This is a genomic window from Micromonospora sp. WMMD975 (genome assembly GCF_029581215.1).
GTDB lineage: Bacteria > Actinomycetota > Actinomycetes > Mycobacteriales > Micromonosporaceae > Micromonospora.
Window position 1 is genome coordinate 2,147,750 of record NZ_CP120739.1, and the last position, 17,803, is coordinate 2,165,552.

General features: G+C 73.2%; 16 protein-coding genes. 12 read left to right on the forward strand and 4 right to left on the reverse strand.

Annotation, left to right across the window (positions count from 1 at the left end):
- Positions 1-9: 9 nt before the first annotated feature.
- A complete protein-coding gene (locus O7613_RS09085; RefSeq protein WP_281589700.1) occupies positions 10-756 on the reverse strand; it encodes a MerR family transcriptional regulator in 747 nt (248 codons plus the stop codon).
- 369 nt (positions 757-1,125) lie between these two features.
- Between O7613_RS09085 and O7613_RS09090 the strand changes: the two genes are divergently transcribed.
- From O7613_RS09090 to O7613_RS09135, 10 genes are all read left to right on the forward strand, one after another.
- Complete coding sequence (locus O7613_RS09090; protein ID WP_281589698.1) at positions 1,126-1,488, forward strand: hypothetical protein; 363 nt, start codon at positions 1,126-1,128, stop codon at positions 1,486-1,488.
- A gap of 148 nt (positions 1,489-1,636) precedes the next feature.
- Positions 1,637-2,011 (forward strand): hypothetical protein, encoded by a 375-nt coding sequence (locus O7613_RS09095; RefSeq protein WP_281589696.1) that lies wholly within the window; start codon positions 1,637-1,639, stop codon positions 2,009-2,011.
- Between the two features lie 24 nt (positions 2,012-2,035).
- Entirely contained in the window at positions 2,036-3,202 is a 1,167-nt protein-coding gene (locus O7613_RS09100) for a YcaO-like family protein (protein WP_281589695.1), read from the forward strand.
- Positions 3,195-4,592 carry a TfuA-like protein gene (locus O7613_RS09105; protein ID WP_281589693.1) on the forward strand — a complete coding sequence of 466 codons (1,398 nt, stop codon included), beginning with the start codon at positions 3,195-3,197 and terminating at the stop codon, positions 4,590-4,592. Before O7613_RS09100 ends, O7613_RS09105 begins: the two co-directional genes overlap by 8 nt.
- A gap of 10 nt (positions 4,593-4,602) precedes the next feature.
- The gene (locus O7613_RS09110) at positions 4,603-6,720 is read left to right on the forward strand and encodes a radical SAM protein (protein WP_282293240.1); all 2,118 of its coding nucleotides are present in this window, start codon (positions 4,603-4,605) and stop codon (positions 6,718-6,720) included.
- Positions 6,721-7,632: 912 nt separating this feature from the next.
- Positions 7,633-10,245 (forward strand): class III lanthionine synthetase LanKC, encoded by a 2,613-nt coding sequence (gene lanKC / locus O7613_RS09115; RefSeq protein WP_282293242.1) that lies wholly within the window; start codon positions 7,633-7,635, stop codon positions 10,243-10,245.
- A gap of 6 nt (positions 10,246-10,251) precedes the next feature.
- Positions 10,252-10,371: a SapB/AmfS family lanthipeptide gene (locus tag O7613_RS09120; protein WP_281589685.1), complete on the forward strand. Its 120-nt coding sequence runs from the start codon at positions 10,252-10,254 to the stop codon at positions 10,369-10,371.
- Between the two features lie 44 nt (positions 10,372-10,415).
- Entirely contained in the window at positions 10,416-10,535 is a 120-nt protein-coding gene (locus tag O7613_RS09125) for a SapB/AmfS family lanthipeptide (RefSeq protein WP_281589684.1), read from the forward strand.
- Positions 10,536-10,599: 64 nt separating this feature from the next.
- The gene (locus O7613_RS09130; protein ID WP_282293244.1) at positions 10,600-12,267 is read left to right on the forward strand and encodes an ABC transporter ATP-binding protein; all 1,668 of its coding nucleotides are present in this window, start codon (positions 10,600-10,602) and stop codon (positions 12,265-12,267) included.
- On the forward strand, positions 12,264-14,039 hold the full coding sequence (locus O7613_RS09135) for an ABC transporter ATP-binding protein (protein ID WP_282293246.1): 1,776 nt from the start codon (positions 12,264-12,266) through the stop codon (positions 14,037-14,039). The genes O7613_RS09130 and O7613_RS09135 overlap by 4 nt, the downstream gene beginning before the upstream one ends.
- Here O7613_RS09135 and O7613_RS09140 read toward each other — a convergent pair.
- Both O7613_RS09140 and O7613_RS09145 read right to left on the reverse strand, forming a co-directional pair.
- The gene (locus O7613_RS09140) at positions 13,969-14,580 is read right to left on the reverse strand and encodes a response regulator transcription factor (protein WP_281589679.1); all 612 of its coding nucleotides are present in this window, start codon (positions 14,578-14,580) and stop codon (positions 13,969-13,971) included. The two genes, O7613_RS09135 and O7613_RS09140, sit on opposite strands and share 71 nt — an antisense overlap.
- 116 nt (positions 14,581-14,696) lie before the next feature.
- Positions 14,697-15,314 (reverse strand): response regulator transcription factor, encoded by a 618-nt coding sequence (locus O7613_RS09145; protein WP_282293247.1) that lies wholly within the window; start codon positions 15,312-15,314, stop codon positions 14,697-14,699.
- 291 nt (positions 15,315-15,605) lie between these two features.
- On the opposite strand from O7613_RS09145, the gene O7613_RS09150 reads away from it, so the two are divergent.
- Positions 15,606-16,418 (forward strand): CPBP family intramembrane glutamic endopeptidase, encoded by an 813-nt coding sequence (locus tag O7613_RS09150; protein ID WP_282293248.1) that lies wholly within the window; start codon positions 15,606-15,608, stop codon positions 16,416-16,418.
- Here the strand turns inward: O7613_RS09150 and O7613_RS09155 are convergent.
- Positions 16,415-16,777, reverse strand: coding sequence for a helix-turn-helix domain-containing protein (locus O7613_RS09155; protein WP_282293249.1), 363 nt, complete (start codon positions 16,775-16,777; stop codon positions 16,415-16,417). The genes O7613_RS09150 and O7613_RS09155 overlap by 4 nt on opposite strands.
- 95 nt (positions 16,778-16,872) lie before the next feature.
- Between O7613_RS09155 and O7613_RS09160 the strand changes: the two genes are divergently transcribed.
- The gene (locus tag O7613_RS09160) at positions 16,873-17,757 is read left to right on the forward strand and encodes an NAD(P)-binding domain-containing protein (protein ID WP_282293251.1); all 885 of its coding nucleotides are present in this window, start codon (positions 16,873-16,875) and stop codon (positions 17,755-17,757) included.
- The last annotated feature ends 46 nt before the right edge of the window (positions 17,758-17,803 follow it).

The following is a 17,803-nucleotide window of genomic DNA, read 5'->3' on the forward strand; positions in this document are numbered from 1 at the left end:
CCACGGCGGTCAGCCGTTGTCGATGACACTGCTGTCCTCCAGGCACACGTCCGTGTCGAGGTGGTTCTCCAGCAGCTCCGCGACGTGCGCCTCCGCCTGGTTCTCCACGGCCAGCCGGAACGCCTCGCTGAGCACGTTGACCACACCCTGGGTCAGCAGCAGCGTCTCCCGGTCCAGGTCGGCCCAGGACGACCGGGCGCCGCCGCGTACCAGGTCCGGCGCGAGGGCCAGCAACCGCGCGGTGACGGCGGCGACCAGTTCGTCGGCCACCGGCCGGAGGCTGTCCAGCACCTCGCTGAGGGTCTGCAGGGCCGGCGCCGTGCCCACCCGTACCCGCTGCAGGTCCAGGGCGGCGCGCAGCGGGCGCGGCCGGACGGTGCGCACGGTGCCGTCGCTGGTCCGTCCGATCACGCCGTGCCGGGTCAGCGCGTGGGCCAACGCGGGACGGTCGGTGGTCAGGCGTTGCAGCATCGCGGTCAGCCCGTCGGACGCCTCGTCCCGGGCCCGGACCCCGAGCATCGCCTCGATGGAGACGAGGTTGAAGCCCTGCCGTTGCAGGGCGAGGATCGCGTCCAACCGGCGCACGTGGGAGTCGTCGTAGAACGCGGCCCGGCCGTGCCGCACCGGCGGGGGCAGCAGTCGACGGGCCTGGTGGGCGCGGATGTTGCGCGGCGACATCCCGACCTTGCGGGCGAGTTCCTCCACGGTGTACCCGGCCGAACCGCCGGGCGTCGTCGTCACCTCGTCGATGGTCACGGTGGCCTCCGGCAACATCTCGGTGACGGAACACGGCGCGCCGTCGAACCGCTGTCACGGGGGACGGCCCGACGATCGCAGCGTAGGTGCGGGCACCGGTCGGGTGACAGGCGAGGAATTACTACTTGTCCACAGTGGTGCCGGTCATTAGAATCGCAAACCGCCGCCCGTCGCTCATTCCCAAATTACCCGGCTTTCGCCGCAGCGCGACCTTTTCGCGGCCACATTCGATGAAATTGCCCCGCTCCGGGCGGACCGGCTCCACCGGTGCCCCACGATGAAGCGAACCGGCGGCCCGGAATCTCCCGCGCCGCCTGTGGCCGCCGGCGGCGACGCCGCCGCCGGCCCGCCGTCGAAGGGAGTAGGGGTGTGACACCTGTCGATCGAGCGGTCTTCGTGGCCGCGTACAGCCGACTGGTCGCCGACGTCTGGGCCGACCCGGCCAGGGAACAGGCGCTCGACGCGGATCCGCGCGGATTCCTCGCCGGCTACGGGCTTGAACTGCCCGAAGACGTGCAGGTCCGAGTGGTGCGCGACGTCGCCGACGCCGATCCGGACCTTGAGGTGCAGGTCGAGTCGTGGGAGCGGGCGGGGGCCACCGGCGCCTTCGTGCTCTTCGTGCCGTCGCTGCTGCCGGTGGCCGAGGCGGAACTGGCCGAGGACGAATTGGACAGCGTCGTCGCCGGCCTGGACTCCAGCTGCGCCTGCTGCTGCCCGTGCTGCTGCACCTGACACCGATGTCTGCCGCCCAGCGGGTGGCGCGGCACATTCTGATGGCAGCCGGAAGAAAAGCTTGATTGTCGAACACCGCTATTCCTAGCGTTCTCGCCACAACGATTAACCCTCCTCCCGCAGCGACCCCCGAGGAAAGGACCGAACGATGAGCAACGACGACCAGGAATACGGCGCGAGGTTCGTGACGAAGTACTCGGAACTGGTCACCGCGGTGTGGCGCAGCGACGAGGAACTGCAGCGGCTCCTCGCCGACCCGACCGCGTACGCGACCGCCGCCGGCCTTCCGGTCGCCCCCGGCGCCACCGTCGAGGTCGACCGCGCCCAGCCCGCCACGCTCTACACCAAGGACCAGATCGTCGCCGACTGGTCCGGCACGCCCGGCCGGCACGTGCTGCACGTGCCGGAGGTGCCGTTGGTCGACCTCAACGAGCTGACCGAGGCCGAACTGGAGACCGTCGCCGGTGGCGTGGCCCCGGTCGCCGACAACAACGTCAACGTCATCGCCGTTCTCATCCTCTGAGTTCCACCCCCGCCGGGAGCCTCGATGACTGACACGACCGAGACCATCGCCTTCCGATCCGGCACCTACCGGACGGCCACCGTGGAGCAGACCTGGGCACGGGTCGGTGGCATGCTCGACAGGTTCCGGATCACCCGGGTCGCCGACATCACCCGACTCGACGAGATCGGCCTCCCGGTGCACGTCGCCTACCGGCCGGTCGGCGCCACCATGGCGGTGAGCGTCGGCACCGGCGCCACGGCGACGCAGGCCCGGGTCAGCGCGGTGATGGAGAGCATCGAGTCCTGGCACGCCGAGAACCTCCGGCCGGGGACCGTCGTCCGGTCCCCGGCCGAGGCGCTCGACCTGCCGTACGACGTCCGCTGGCTGCACCTGGCCGAGCGCTCGCCCGTGACCTCCGCCGTCGAACTCGACTGGGTGGCCGGCCGGGGGCTGGTGACCGGCGCGGACTGCCTGGTGCCCCGCGCCACCATCGAACTCGACTTCACCGTCCGGCGCGGCTGGGACCGCGCCCTGTTCACGCCCAGCAGCAACGGACTCGCCACCGGGAACACCTTCGCCGAGGCCAGCCTGCACGCCCTGCTGGAGGTCATCGAACGCGACTGCATCGCCCCGTACTGCACCTCGCCGTTGTCCGAGCGCGTCTACGCCGACCCCGGCACCGCCACCAACGCGATGACCCGCGCCGTGCACGAGGCGCTGGTGCGGGCCGGCTGCTGGGTGGAGGTCTGCGACATCACCAACGCCCTCGGCGTGCCCTGCTACGCCGCCTCGATCTGGTCGGAGGACCTGCCGGTCACCTTCGGCGGCTTCGGCTGCCACGTGGACCCGGAGATCGCCGTCGGCCGGGCCATGGCCGAGGCGGCGCAGTCGCGGCTGGTGATGATCTCCGGGGCCCGGGACGACATCGACGCCACCGCGTACCGCGACGTCGGCGCCGCGCCGGTGCCCCCACCCACCGTCGACCGGCCGGTCCGGCCGGTCCGCCGGGATCCGCCGCCCGCCGGCGATGTCACCCAGGTGCTGCGCGAACTGGCGTCGCGGGTACGGCGGGTCACCGGCGTCGAGCCGTTCAGCGTCGACCTGACGCACGACGACATCGGCATCCCGGTGAGCAAGGTGTTCGCCCCCGGCCTGCGGATGTTCGACGAGCGGGCCCTGAGTACCCGACCGGGAGTGCCACGTGACTGACGTCGTCTACATCGGTCCGAGCCTGCCGGCCGACGAGGTCGGCCGGCTGCTGCCCGACGCGGTGGTGCTGCCCCCGGTGGCGCACGGCGACCTGCTGCGCCTCGACGTCGGCCCCGGCGACCGGGTCCTCGTGATCGACGGGTTCTTCCTGCAACACCCGCCGGTCCGCCACCGGGAGATCCTCGACCTGCTCGACCGGGGGGTGACCGTGGCCGGCGCCGCCAGCATGGGCGCGCTGCGTGCCGCGGAGCTGTGGCCGTTCGGGATGCGCGGCGTGGGCGAGGTGTTCCGGCTCTACCGCGACGGCGTCGTCACCGGCGACGACGAGGTGGCGGTCGTACACGGGCCGGCCGAGGAGGGCCACCGCGGCCTGAGCGAGCCGCTCGTCAACATCCGGGTCGCGCTGCGCCGCGCCGTCGCCGCCGGTGTGCTCAGCGACGCCGAGGCCACGCTGCTGCTGGAAACCGGCCGGGACCTGCCGTTCCGGCGGCGGTCGTACCGCGCGCTGGCGCACACCGCGCCGCCCGGTGCGGCGGCCACTGTGGACCGTTTCCTGGCCTGGCACCGGCGGAACCCGTGGGACGCCAAGAGCGCCGACGCGCGGACGCTGCTGTCGATGGCGGCGCGTAACGCGCCCGAGTTGTGCCCGGCGCACGCCGCCGACCAGCCGATCGACAATCTGCACACCCGCTTCCTCGACAGCTGGCGGGCGCGGTTCGCCGGGGCGTCGGTCGGCGGGCACCGGGTGAACGACCGGGACGCCGCCGCGGTGCTGATGCTGACGCACCCCGAGGCGCCGACCTGGCACCGGCGCGCGGTGCTGGCCGGACTGGTCGGAGCCGACCTCGCCGACCCGACAGTCGAGGAACGCGCCCACGAGGTCGCCCGCCGCCGCGGACTGACCCACCCGACACCGACCGGGTCCGACTGGCTGACCGAGCGCGAGCGCGCGCTCGACCAGCGCGAGGCGGTGCTGCGGGTGCTGGTGCGGGCCTTCGGCACCACGCCCTACCGCAGCCTGGCCCTGTGGATGGTCGCGGCGCCGCTGCGTACCCCCGCGATGCTCGCCGCGGCCCGGCAGGTCGCGGCGACCGCGGCGTCGCTGAACGAGACGCTCGTCCCGCGTACGACGGGACGCCGCCGCCCGGGTGGTCGGCTGCACTTCCGCACCGAGGTCGTCGACGAGTGCTTCGCCGCGTTGTGGGGCTGCGGCGCCGACGGGCTTGAGGCGGCGGCGTGGGACCGGGGCTTCGTCGACCTGGCGGCGTTCCGGTATGCCGCCGAACCGTTGGTGGCGTACGTGAAGGCGTTCGGCGCCCCCCGGCTGCCGGCGGTGGCGCAGCGCGCGCCGGAGGAGACCCTGGCCGGTTCCGCGGCCCGGGTCGGCTGAGGAGGAATCGATGAGCGGCATGGTGAACGCGGCACTGATCTACCCCCCGCTGACCGATCCCACCTCGGGATACCACTCCCTGAACTACCTCGACTCGTACGCCCGGGCGCAGGGACACCGGCCGGCGGAGATCATCGACGCCAACATCGAGGCGTTCCACCACTCGTACACCCCGTCGGCGTACGAGTGGCTGCGGCGGGAACTGTCCCGGCGCTCGACCGACGACCTCAGTGGCCCGGACGCGCTGATGGCCCGGGCGAACCAGCTCGGCCTGCCCGACCCCGACCCGGAGCGGCTGCGCCGGTCGATCGGCGTGTTGCAGGACCCGACCCTGTTCTACGACTACGCGCACTACCAGGACGCCGTCGAGGGTGTGATCTCCTGGATGGACGCGCTCGGCGCGGTCGGCTTCCCCGGGCAGTTCCGCGCCGGCTTCCGGCTCCACCCGCCGCCGATGATCTCGGTCGGTTCGGTCGCCGCGCTCACCGACGAGACGTTGCTCGGCCGGCTCAACCGGCCCTTCCAGCCCTACTACGAGGACGTGCTGATCCCGCGGCTGGTGGCGGGCGGGCACCAGGTGATCGGGATCAGCGCCACCTACCAGTGGCAGCTCCCGTTCGCGCTCTGGATCGCCCGGCTCGTCCGGCGGGCCTGCCCGGACGTCTTCCTCATCGCCGGCGGCACGGAGATCTCCGACGTCTGGAAGTGCGCCAGCCGGCCCGAGTACGTCTTCCAGGTGCTCGCCGACTTCGACGCGATCGTGGTCGGGGAGGGGGAGAGCGCGTACACGGAGATCCTGGACGCGGTGGCGACCGGGACCCTGCCGGCCGGGCATCCCAACGTCCGCCTGCACCCGAAGTACGGCCGCCAGCGCCAACTGCCCCTGCGCTACGAGCGCCTGGCGCAGGTGCCCGTCCCGGACTTCTCCGGCCTGCCCTGGGACCTCTATCTCAGCCCGGAGCGGTTCGTCTACTACTCGCCGACGCGCGGCTGCTACTGGAACAAGTGCACGTTCTGCGACTACGGCCTGAACACCGACGGCCCGACCAGCCCGTGGCGGCAGGACACGGTGGACACGATGGTCGCGGACGTCACCGAGCTGTCGAAGTTCGCCAAGTTCATCTACTTCTCGGTGGACGTGCTCGCGCCCGCCACCATCCTGCGTTTCGCCGAGCGCGTCGTCGAACGGGGGCTGGACTTCCGCTGGGGCGCCGAGATCCGGCTGGAGAAGTACTGGTCGGACGAGCGCTGCGAGCTGTTGCGGCGCAGTGGCTGCGTGGCCATCTCGGTCGGCTTCGAGTCCGGCAACCAGCGCATCCTCGACCTGATCGACAAGGGCACCAAGCCGGAGCAGGTACGCCGCACCATGACGGCGATGACCAAGGCCAACATCGGGGTGCAGATGATGGGCTTCACCGGCTTCCCCACCGAGACCCGGGAGGAGGCGCTGGACAGCATCACGTTCCTGCGCGACAACCCGGACCTGTGGACCCTCGGCGGGCTCGGCGACTTCATGCTGACCCCGGGCGCCATCGTCGCCAAGGAGCCGGAGCGGTTCGGCCTCACCAACGTCCGGCCGGTGGAGGGTTCGGACATCGTCCGGGTTCTCCAGTACGACGAGCCGGTGACCGAGGCGGCGCGCGACGAGGTCGCCCAGGCCAAGGCCGACCTGAACCCCGGGCACTTCCACCGCCCGTGGCTCGGCTCCACCGACACCCCGCACACGTTCTTCTACCACGACCGCTACGGCACGTCGGTGCGTGGCGTGCTCGCCGACGACCGGGTCCGGCTGGACTCCGACGACCGGACCGAGTTCCTCGCCAACGGCTGCTTCGTCGACCACGACGACGAGCAGCTGCGGGAGGCGTACCGGCGGATCCAGTCGGACGACCAGGACGGCACGGGCGAGCTGCCGCCCGGCCGGCACCTGTTCCGGCGGGCCGACGGGCAGGTGTTCGCGCTCAACCGCAGCAGCCGGCTGTTCCTGGACCTCTTCACCGCGCCGCTCACCCTCGCCGACGCGCAGCGCCGGCTCTGGATCGTCGAGCCGACGGTCGCCGAGCGGGTGTGGCGGACCTTCATCGGGCAGCGCCTGATCCGCCGCCTCCGCACCCCCGATGTGAGGTAAGGCGGGGCCCCTTGTTAACGCCTCCGGTATAGAAGGGGCCCCGTCTCACGACCTCGGGAAGAGATTCTTCGCCGGCTGGGCGTCATCTGTTCGCTCCCGGGAGCCGGGCAGCCGTCGTCGCCTGTCCCATGGGCCGGCTCTGACCCTGCCGAAAGCCGCTGGTGGGCTGCGCGAAGCGCTTGCCGGTCCGCCTGATCCACGGGCCCGGCGCGGTGTCCGGCATCGGCCGGCGGTTGTGGTCACCGCAGCGGTATGCGCGGTGGTCGGTGAACGCAATGGTTGTGTCCCGGCACCGCAGACACCCGTGCCGCTCCACTCATATCCCACCCTGCCCGCGGCTGGAACGCCGTGGGTGCGTCCGAGCGCCACGGGCACCCATGGCGTTCCACCCGACTGCCGGACAACGCGCCGAGGCGACACTCCCGGCCCTGCGCCCCGTGACCACCGCCCTCACGGGTAACCGCCGCCGCCCACCGACACAGTCGACGGCCGCCGAAGCGCTTCCCCACCACGCGCCATTGGTCCGCCGGTGCTGGGAGCCAGCAGGTGATCAAGGAGTTCGCGTCAGCCACGGAGATCGACTTCGACGCAAACTCCTTGATCACGGCTAATGGGGCTGCCGCCGGGCGGAACGAGGAGCGGCAGAGAAGGGTGATCATGAAGTTGACGGCTTCGGTGGAGATCAACACCGCCGTCAACCTCATGATCGCCGGGCCGGGCCGGGCCGGGCCGGGCCGGGCCGGGGGAGGGGGCGACGTGACTGGTCAATCGGTATTCGTGAGTTCAAACTCCGCTGTTGTCACGACTTCGGCGTGTGGAACTCATCGGCCGGTCATGACTCATCGCACTGTGCCCCGCCTCCGCCTTCCGGTTTGATTGACATCAACCGATCAGGCGGTGGAGGCATCCGACATGGACGAACGGTACGACTCGTACTGCGCGGTCGATCCGCTCTTCTACGACTCGCTGGCGAGCACCACGGCCGAGGCCGACGGCTACTCGACCGGCCCGGTCCCGCCGGGCTGGGAGTGCGAGGCCAAGGACGACTGGATGATCCACGGCCCGGTCGACGGTTCCCTCCCCGCCCAGGGCTGGAAGATCCACATCTCCGCGTGCCTGGACAACGCCGAGCACGTCCTCGCCCAGGTGGTCGACTACTGCCGGCCCCGCGGCATCCCGTTCAAGCACCTACGCGGCCCGCGCCTGCTGCTCATGCGCAACAGCAAGTACGCCCGGCGCGGCGCCAGCGGGAAGTTCGTCACCGTCTACCCGCGCGACGACGCCGAGCTGGAGCTGACGGCCAAGGAACTCGCCGGCCTCCTCGACGGCGAGCAGGGACCGTACATCCTCAGCGACCTGCGCTACGGCGACGGCCCGGTCTACCTGCGCTACGGCGGTTTCGCCGCCCGCTACTGCGTCTCCGCCGACGGGCAGACGGTGCCGGCGATCGAGGACGCGGACGGCGTCCTGGTGCCGGACCGGCGGGACCCGGTGTTCCACGTGCCGGAGTGGGTGACGCTGCCGGACTTCCTCGCCCCGCACCTGGCCGCCCGGAACGCGGCGACGACCACGGACCTGCCGTACCGGATCGAGAAGGTGATCCACTTCTCCAACGGCGGCGGTCTGTACGAGGCCCGCGACACCCGCACCGACGAGCGGGTGGTGCTCAAGGAGGCGCGCCCGCACGCCGGCCTGGACGCCACCGGCGCCGACGCGGTGACCCGGCTGCGCCGCGAGGCGCAGACCCTTCGGCGCCTCGCCGACGTGCCGCACCTGGTCCGGGTGCACGACGAGTTCAGCTTCGGCGGCCACGAGTTCCTGGCCCTGGCCTTCGTCGAGGGTCGCCCGCTCAACCAGGTGGTGGTGGAGCGGTACCCGCTGGTCCACCCGGACGCCGACCGGGCCGACTACACCCGGTGGGCCCTGGAGGTGCACCGCCAGGTCGCCGAGGCGGTCGCCGCCATCCACGCGCACGGCGTCGTCTACGGCGACCTGCATCTGTTCAACATCATGGTCGGCGACGACGGCGAGGTGACCCTCGTCGACTTCGAGGTCGCCACCAGTGTCGACGAGGCGACCCGGCCCGCGCTGCGCAACCAGGCGTTCGCCGCGCCCCGGGACCGCACCGGCACCGAGGTCGACACGTACGCGCTCGCCTGCCTGCGCCTGGCCCTGTTCCTGCCGTTGACCGCGATGCTGCGGCTGGCGCCCGCCAAGGCGGCGCACCTGGCCGACGTGGTCGCGGAGAGCTTCCCGGTGCCGCGCGAGCTGCTCGACGAGGCGGTCGAGGTGATCGTGGGCGGCCGGCCGGCGGACCTCCGGCACGTCGTCGCGATCGACCCGGACGACTGGCCCGGCCTGCGCGACCGGATCGCCGAGGCGATCACCGCAAGCGCCACACCGGAACGCGACGACCGCCTCTTCCCCGGCGACATCCGCCAGTTCGCCGGCGCCGACGGCGGGCTCAACCTCGCGTACGGCGCGGCCGGGGTGCTCTGGGCGCTGCACGCCAGCGGCGCCGGCACCGACCCCGCGCACGAGCGGTGGCTGATCGACCGGGTCCGCCAACCCGCCTCCGGCAGCCGGCTCGGCCTCTACGACGGGCTGCACGGCATCGCGTACGTGCTGGACCTGCTGGGCCACCGGGACGAGGCGGTGCGCCTGCTCGACCTCGCCCTCGACCAGCCCTGGACCGAGCTTCGTGACGACCTGACCGGAGGGCTGTCCGGCATCGCGCTGAACCTGGCCCACTTCGCCGCGCGCACCGGCGAGCGGCGGTACGCCGACGCCGCCCGGCGAGCCGTCGACGTGGTGGTCGGACGGCTCGGCGACGTCGACTCGGTCGCCGAGGTCAGCGGCGGGCAGCACCCGTACGCCGGGCTGGCCCGGGGCGGGGCCGGCGTGGCGTTGATGCTGCTGCGGATGTACGAGCGGACCGGCGACGCCGATCTCCTCGACCACGCCCGCACCGCGCTGCGCCAGGACCTGCGCCGCTGCGTCCGCCGTGACGCCGGGCACCTGGAGGTCAACGAGGGCTGGCGGACCATGCCCTATCTGGCCGAGGGGAGCGTCGGCGTCGGGCTGGTGCTCGACCAGTACCTGCGGCACCGCCCCGACGACGAGCTGCGCGACGAGGCGACCGCGATCCGCCGCGCCGCCGACTCCCCGTTCTACGCGCAGTCCGGCCTCTTCGCCGGCCGCGCCGGGATCGTCGCGTACCTCGCCGAGCACGGTGACCGGGAGGCGGCCCGGCAGCAGGCCCGGCTGCTCGGCTGGCACGCCCTGCCGTACTCCGACCGGCCCGCCTTCCCCGGCGACCAGCTCCTGCGGCTCTCCATGGACCTGGCCACCGGCGCCGCCGGTGTGCTCGCCGCGCTCGCGGCGACCCGGCCGGCCGACCCGCTCCACCTGCCGTTCCTGACTCCGCTGCCCGACGCGCCGCGCGTCGCGGGCGCGGACCGAACGGCCACCGACCCCCCGGTTTCCCCGGGGCGATCCCGTACCGACGTGACCGGAAGGAGGTGAATCGACATGGTTCTGCTCGATCTCCAGGGCATGGAACTGCCGGCCGCCGAGCGCACCGGCGGTGGCAGCCGCGCCAGCCTGCTGCTCTGCGGCGACAGCTCGCTGAGCGTCACCACCTGCAAGTGATCCGTCCGACGACCGACGTCACACGAGAGAAACGAGGAAGCGACATGACTCTGCTCGACCTCCAGGGAATGGAACTGCCGACCGTCGAGCGCACCGGCGGTGGCAGCCAGGCCAGCCTGCTGCTCTGCGGCGACAGCTCGCTGAGCGTCACCACCTGCAACTGACGATCAGTCGCTTGGCCCCGGACCGGCGTACGCCGGCCCGGGGCCCGCGCCCGTGGGAGGCCCGATGACCCCCGCCGACCGGCTCGCGCTTCGCGCCGTGGCCTTCGCCGGATGGTGGACACCGTCGTTGGCGGTGCTCGCCGTGGTCGAGGCCGCGGCCGAACTGGCGCTCCCCGCCGTCCTGGGGCGCGCCGTGGACGCCGTGGTCGGCGCCGCCCCGCAGTCGTCGGCCGACAGGTGGATCGCGGTGGTCGCCGCGCTGGTGCTGGTGCTGATCGGCACGCGGGCGGCAAGCGACTTCGGCGACGGCGTGGCCGGGGCCCGCTCGGTCGCCGCGCTGCGGCACGCCCTGGTCCGGCACCTCTTCACGCTCGACCCGCGCACGGTGGCCCGCCGACCGGTGGGCGACCTGGTCGGCCGCCTGGTCGGGCAGGTCGCCGACGCCGGGCAGGCCGCCCCGACGGTCGTGCTGGCCGGCAGCGTGCTGCTGCCACCGCTGGGCAGCCTGGTCGCGCTCACCCTGCTCGACCCGTGGCTCGGCCTGACCTTCGTGGTCGGCCTGCTGCTCCTGGCGCTGCTGCTGCGGCGTTTCGTCAGCGAGGCGTCCGACGCGGTCGCCGGCTACCAGCGGGCCCAGGGGGATCTGGCCGGGCGGCTCGTCGAGGCGCTCGCCGGCGCGCGGACCATCACCGCCGCCGGCACCGCCGGGTGGGAGGTCGACCGGGTGCTCACCCCGCTGCCGGAGCTGCGCCGGCACGGCGTACGCACCTGGCGGGTGCTGGCCGGGGCGTCCGCCCGGGGCGCGCTGCTGAATCCGTTGCTGCAACTGGCGGTCGTGGCGGTCGGCGGCTGGTCGCTGTCGGCCGGTCGGCTGACCCCGGGCGAACTGCTCGCTGCCCTCCAGTACGCGGCGATCGGCGCGGGGCTGGGCGCCGCGATCAGCGCCGTGAACACCGCCGTCCGGGTCCGCGCCGGCTGCGCCCGGGCCGCCGAGATCCTCGACGAGCCGGCCCGCCGGCACGGCGCCCGCGACCTGCCGCCCGGGTCGGGCCGGCTGGAGCTGTGCGGCGTCGACGTCCGTGGCGACGACGGCGAGCCGCTGCTCGACCGGGTCGACCTGCGGGTGCCCGGTGGCACGCTGCTCGCCGTCGTCGGGCCGTCCGGCGCCGGCAAGTCCCTGCTCGCCGCCGTGGCCGGCCGGCTGCGGGACCCGGACTCCGGCGAGGTACGCCTGGACGGCGTACCGCTGCCGCAGTTGACGCCGGCGGCGCTGGGTCGGGCGGTCGGCTACGGCTTCGAGCGGCCCGTGCTCGTGGGCGACACGGTCGGCGCGGCGGTCGGCTGCGGCGACGACCCGGTGCCGCTGACCCGGGCGGCGCAGGTGCACGACGTGGTGCGGCTGCTGCCCGAGCGCTACCGCACGCCACTTGCCGGGCTGGCCCTGTCCGGCGGGGAACGGCAGCGGCTCGGCCTGGCCCGCGCGCTACGGGCCGAACGGCTGCTGATCCTCGACGACGCGACGTCCAGCCTGGACACCGTCACCGAGCACCGGGTGGTGGACGCGATCACCGGCCCGCACGACAGGCGTACCCGGGTGGTGGTCAGCCACCGGGTGGGCACCGCCGCCCGCGCCGACCTGGTCGCCTGGGTCGACGGCGGCCGGGTGCGGGCGGTGGCGCCGCACGAGGTGCTCTGGGACGATCCGGCCTACCGGGCGGTGTTCTGGTCGTGACCACGGTGGGCGCGACGACCCGCGCGGCGCTGGCGCAGCGCCGCGGTCCGCTGCTGCGCCTGGCCGGCTGGTCGCTCGCCGAGGCGCTGCCGGCGGCGTTGACCGGGCTGCTGACCGCCCGTGCCGTGGACGACGGGTTCCTGGCCGGCCGGCCCGGCGTCGGGCTGGCTTGGCTGGGCCTGCTGGCAGTCGCCGTGCTCGTCGGCGCGGTCGGCACCCGGCAGGCGTACGGGCTGCTGGGCGAGGTGGTGGAACCGTTCCGGGACGACCTGCTGCGGCGGGTGGTGGCGGGGACGCTCGCCGGCGCGACGGACGGGCGGGGCGACGACGCGGCGGTCACCCGGCTGACCCACCAGGTGGAGATGGTCCGGGACACCTGGGCGGGCCTGCTGATGGTGGTCCGGGGTTTCGTGTTCGCCGCCGGCGCCGCCGTGGTCGGCCTCTGCTCCCTGGCCGCTCCGGTCGCGCTGCTTGTCACCGGGCCGGTCCTCGCCGGTCTCCTGCTCTTCGCCGCCGCGCTGCCGGCGATGGTCGCCCGGCAACGGGAGTACGTCCTGGCCGGTGAGCGGCTCGGCCGGGACGCGGTCGTGGCGGTGGCCGGGCACCGCGACGTCACGGTCAGCGGGTCCGGGGACCGGGTCGTCGGCTGGCTCGGCGGTCACGTCGACGCGCAGGCGCGGGTGGAGCGGCGGTTGGCCGTCATGGCCGCCGCGCGGAGCTTGAGCCTGGCCGTCGGCGGATGGCTGCCGGTGCCGCTGCTGCTGGTGGCCGCTCCGTGGCTGCTCCGCCAGGGCCTCGGGCCGGGCGCGTTGCTCGGGGCGCTCGTCTACGTGGTCCGCGGCATCCAGCCGGCGCTGCACACGCTGTTCCAGGGTGTGGCGGCCGGCGGTCTCCGCTTCGTGGTCACCCTCGACCGGCTGCTGACGACCTGCGTACCCCCTTCGGGGTCGGGAGGCGCAAGGGCCGCGTCGCCGCGCGACCCGGCCGCGCCCGCGTTGTCGTTGCGGGCGGTGACGTTCCGGTACGGCCCGGACGCGGTGCCGGTGCTCGACGGCTTCGACCTGGTCGTGCCGGCCGGTGACCACCTGGTGATCGTCGGCGCGAGCGGGATCGGCAAGTCCACCCTCGCCGGCCTGATGGCGGGCGTGCTGCGCCCCGGGGCCGGCACCGTCCACGTGGCCGGGACGCCGACCGCCACGGCCACCGCCGCCGAGCTGGCCGCGCACCGGGTGTTGATCCCGCAGGAGGCGTACGTGTTCACCGGCACGGTCCGGGACAACGTCCGCTACCTGCGACCCGACCTCGACGACGCGGCCATCGATCGGGCGGCGGACCGGATGGGCCTGGCCGACCTGGTGGCCCGGCTCGGCGGACTCGACGCGACGTTGCGGCCGGCGGGCCTGTCCGCCGGGGAACGCCAGCAGGTGGCGCTGCTGCGGGCCTGGCTGTCCCCGGCGCCGCTGGTCATCCTCGACGAGGCGACCTGCCACCTGGACCCGGCCACCGAGGCGCGCCTGGAGACGGCGTTCGCCACCCGGCCCGGGACGCTCGTGGTGATCGCGCACCGGATCAGTTCGGCGGCGCGGGCCCGCCGGGTGCTGCTGCTCGACTGCGGGTACGCCCACCTGGACAGCCATCGCGGCCTGCTGGCCGGTTCGGCGGCCTACCGGGAGCTGGTGGGCTACTGGGCCGGCGACGGGGTCAGATCCAGCAGGACTCCCGGGCGATCCGCACCGCTTCCAAGCGGGTCCGCGCCCCGGTCTTCGCCATGACGTGGGACAGGTGGTTGCGGACCGTGCCGGGGGACACGCCGAGCTTATCGGCGATCTCCCGCACCGGTACGCCGGCGGCGGCCACGTCGAGCACCTCCCGCTCACGCGGGGTCAACGGATTGTCCGCCACCTCCAGCGCGGCGACGACCAGATCCGGGTCGAGCACCACCTGACCGTCGGCGACCTGCCGCACCCCTTCGGCGATCCGTGCGGGTGGTACGTCCCGGTCGAGGAAGCCGATCCGGCCACGATGCGCGGCGAGCACCGCGCGGAGGCGACCGGCCCGCCGCCGGTCCACGAGCACCAGCAACCGGCCGCCGTGGTTGCCGTCGGCCGCGGCGGCCAGGCACACGAGCCGCTCCACCGGTACGACGTCGACGTCGATGACGGCGACGTCCGGGCGGACGTCCAGCAGCGCGTCGTGGACGGTGTCGGCGGTGTCGGCCTCAGCGACGACATCGATGTCCTCCTGGGTGGCGAGCAAATGGGCGAGCGCCCCCCGGACGAGCCGTCCCTCGATCGCGAGCAGCGTGCGGACCATGTCGACTCCCAGCCATGACCCCCGCCTTCCTGACCCAATGTGAACAGCCGATAACCAGCCGTCAGGATCTTATGTAAATCATTGGCTCGGCGACACCCGTATCCGGGTGTCGGCAATCAGATCCAACCGGCGTCGCGGGCCCGTTGCACCGCCTCCCACCGGTTCCGGCCGCCGGCCTTGCGCAGGAGGCTGGACAGGTGGTTGCGGACCGTGCCCGGAGCGAGGTGCAGCAGCGCGGCGATCTCCCGGCTCGGCAGTCCCTTCGCCGCGACGGCGGCCACCTCACGCTCCCGGTCGCTGAGCGGGTTGTCCGCGGTGTCGAGCGCGGCGAGCGCGGTCACCGGGTCGATGGTGCGGCGCCCGTCGGCGACCGCCCGCAACCGGGCGAGCATCTCCTCGGGCGGCACGTCCTTCGCGACGACCCCACGGGCCCGAAGCCGCAGCGCCGAGCGCAACACCCGGGCGGTCGGCCGGCCCGTCAGCACCACGACGGCGCAGTCCGGCACCGCGCCGCGCAACGCCGCCACCACGGCCCACGGTTCGTGCTCCGGGTCCTCACGTTCCGGGTCCTCGTGCTCCGGGCTCAGGTCGACGAGCACGAGATCCGGGTGGGCGGCGGCGAGACGGCACAGGTCGGTGGCGTTCCCGTCGCACTCCCGCACCACCTCGAAGTCGGGCGCCGACGCCACCACCCCGGCCACGAGCGTCCGGCACAGCCCGGGTTCACCGAGCACGGCGACCCGGACTGTCGATGTCGACCCTGGGGACGGTAAGGATGGAGTATCACTCACGGGACCACAGTGCCCGACGGAGCGTCACGGATAAACTCCTTCCGCGGCACATTCCCGGCCGTCCCGTCATGTGGTCGGGCGCGGCGCACGCCGCGCTCACCGCCACGTCGTCGACGCCGTCCGGCAGCCGGACTCACAGGTCCGCGCACAGCCTTCGGGGTACGTTCAGGCCCACTACGGAGACGCCGCCCAGCGGTAGTGCTCCCGCCACGCCCGCGATGATCAGCTCAGGGCATGTCACTTCGGGTACGAGGAATTGTCGTCTTCCTGGTCATCGCGTTCGGCGGGACGTGGCCGTACCTCTTCTTCGCCAGGTGGGGGATGGGCTGGTCGCTGGTGAACCCGCTGGTCCAACTGCCGGTGGCGCTGATGCCCGCGCTCGGGGCCGTGGTGGTGCGGCGATGGGTGACCCGGGAGGGGTTCGCCGACGCGGGCCTGCGGTTGCGGCTGCGCGGCGCGTGGCCGCACTGGCTGCTCGCCTGGTTCGCGCCGCTCGCCGTGACGTTCCTGGCCCTGAGCTGCGCCGCCGCCCTCGGGTGGTGGCGGCCGGATCTGTCGCCGGCCGGCGGACCCGGCGGCATCGCGCTGCTGCTGATCCTGCAACTGGTGTCGACGCCGGTCTACTGGGGGGAGGAGTTCGGCTGGACCAGCTTCCTCTGGCCGCGACTGGTTCCCGGCCGCCCGCGTGTCTCGGTGGTCGCAACCGGTTTCGTCTGGGCCGTGTGGCATTACCCGCTTGCCTACCTCGGGTACGCCGAGTTCACCGACCACACGGTGAGCATGGCGCTGTGGACCGTGATGTTCGTGCTGTTCCAGGTGATGCTGTGCTGGCTCTACGCCCGCACCGGCTCGGTGTGGGTCACCAGCCTGGCGCATGCCGGCAACAACATGGTGATGGGGCTGCTCACCGAGCAGTTGTTCGGCGACCTGACGCCCGTACGGAACATGATCTGCGTCAACGTGGCGCTGGCCCTGGTCTGCGTGCCGCTGCTCTGCTCGGCCGCGTTCGGTCCGACGCGGCGCCGATCGTCGACCGCCCGTGTCTAGCCCGCCCGGACCTCCGGCCGGCGAGCGGCCCGCCGCTCGCGCCCCCACGCGGCCAACGGCCGGAGTGCCTCGTTGACGCGCCTGCCGTCGTCGGTGAGCGAGTATTCGACGCGGGGCGGCACCTCGTCGTAGGCGACCCGGAGCACGATGCCGTCCGCCTCCATCTCGCGCAGGTGCGAGGCCAGCACCTTCTCGGTCACCCCCGGGAGGAGCCGGCGCAACTCGCCGAAGCGGCGGCGCGGGTGCTCGTGGAGCGCCCAGAGGATCAGGACCTTCCACTTGCCGCCGATGACCTCCATCGCGGCGTCGATCCCGCACGTGTGCCCGTCCGGTGCGCCCGGCCGGTTCAACGTCGTCATGCCCCACCCTCCGGCCTGCTCGCTCACCCCAGGGTAACCACCCACTCCGAAGTGCGTACTTGATCATCGTCGGGCCGGTGGCCAGCCTGGTCGACATGGCACCGAACACTGTGGAGAAGACACCCGTCACACTGCTGGGCCTCGGCGCGATGGGCGCCGCGCTGGCCCGCGCCTGGATCGCCGCCGGCCACCCACTCACCGTCTGGAACCGCACCCCGGCCCGCGCCACGAGGCTCGCCGGCGAGGGTACGCGGGTCGCCGGCACCGCCGCCGAGGCGGTCGCCGCGAACACCCTCGTCGTCACCTGCCTGCTTGACGACGCCTCGGTCGACCAGGCGCTCGCCGACGCCGACCTGACCGGCCGGGACCTGGTCAACCTGACCACAAGCACCCCCGCCCAGGCCCGCGCCCGCGCCCGGTGGGCCCACGAGCGCGGCGCCCGCTACCTGGACGGCGGGATCATGGCCGTCCCCCCGATGATCGGCGTGCCGGAAGCCGGCGGCTACATCCTCTACAGCGGCTCGGCGGAACTGTTCGAGCGGCACCGGGAGACGCTCGCCGTCCCGGCCGGCGCCACCTACGTCGGCGCGGACGCCGGCTTCGCGGCCCTGTACGACGTGGCCCTGCTCAGCGCCATGTACGGCATGTTCGCCGGCACCGCGCACGCCTTCGCCCTGATCCGCAGCGAGGACATCGACCCCGCATCGCTCGCCCCGCTGCTCGCCGACTGGCTGACCGCGATGGCCCCCTCGGTCCACCAGACCGCCGGCCACCTGCGCAGCGGCGACTACACCAGGGGTGTCGTCTCCACCCTCGCCATGCAGGTGGCGGGCGTGCCGACGTTCCTGGACACCGCCGAGCAGCAGGACGTCAGCCCGGAACTGCTCATCCCCTACTTCGAGGTGATGCGCCGCCGCCTGGCCGAGGGCAACGACGCGGAGGGCCTGACCGGCGTGATCGACCTGTTGGTGCGCCGATAGCCGGGCTGAGGGAAGTGCTGCCGCACGGTCTGCGGCTCACGGAGTT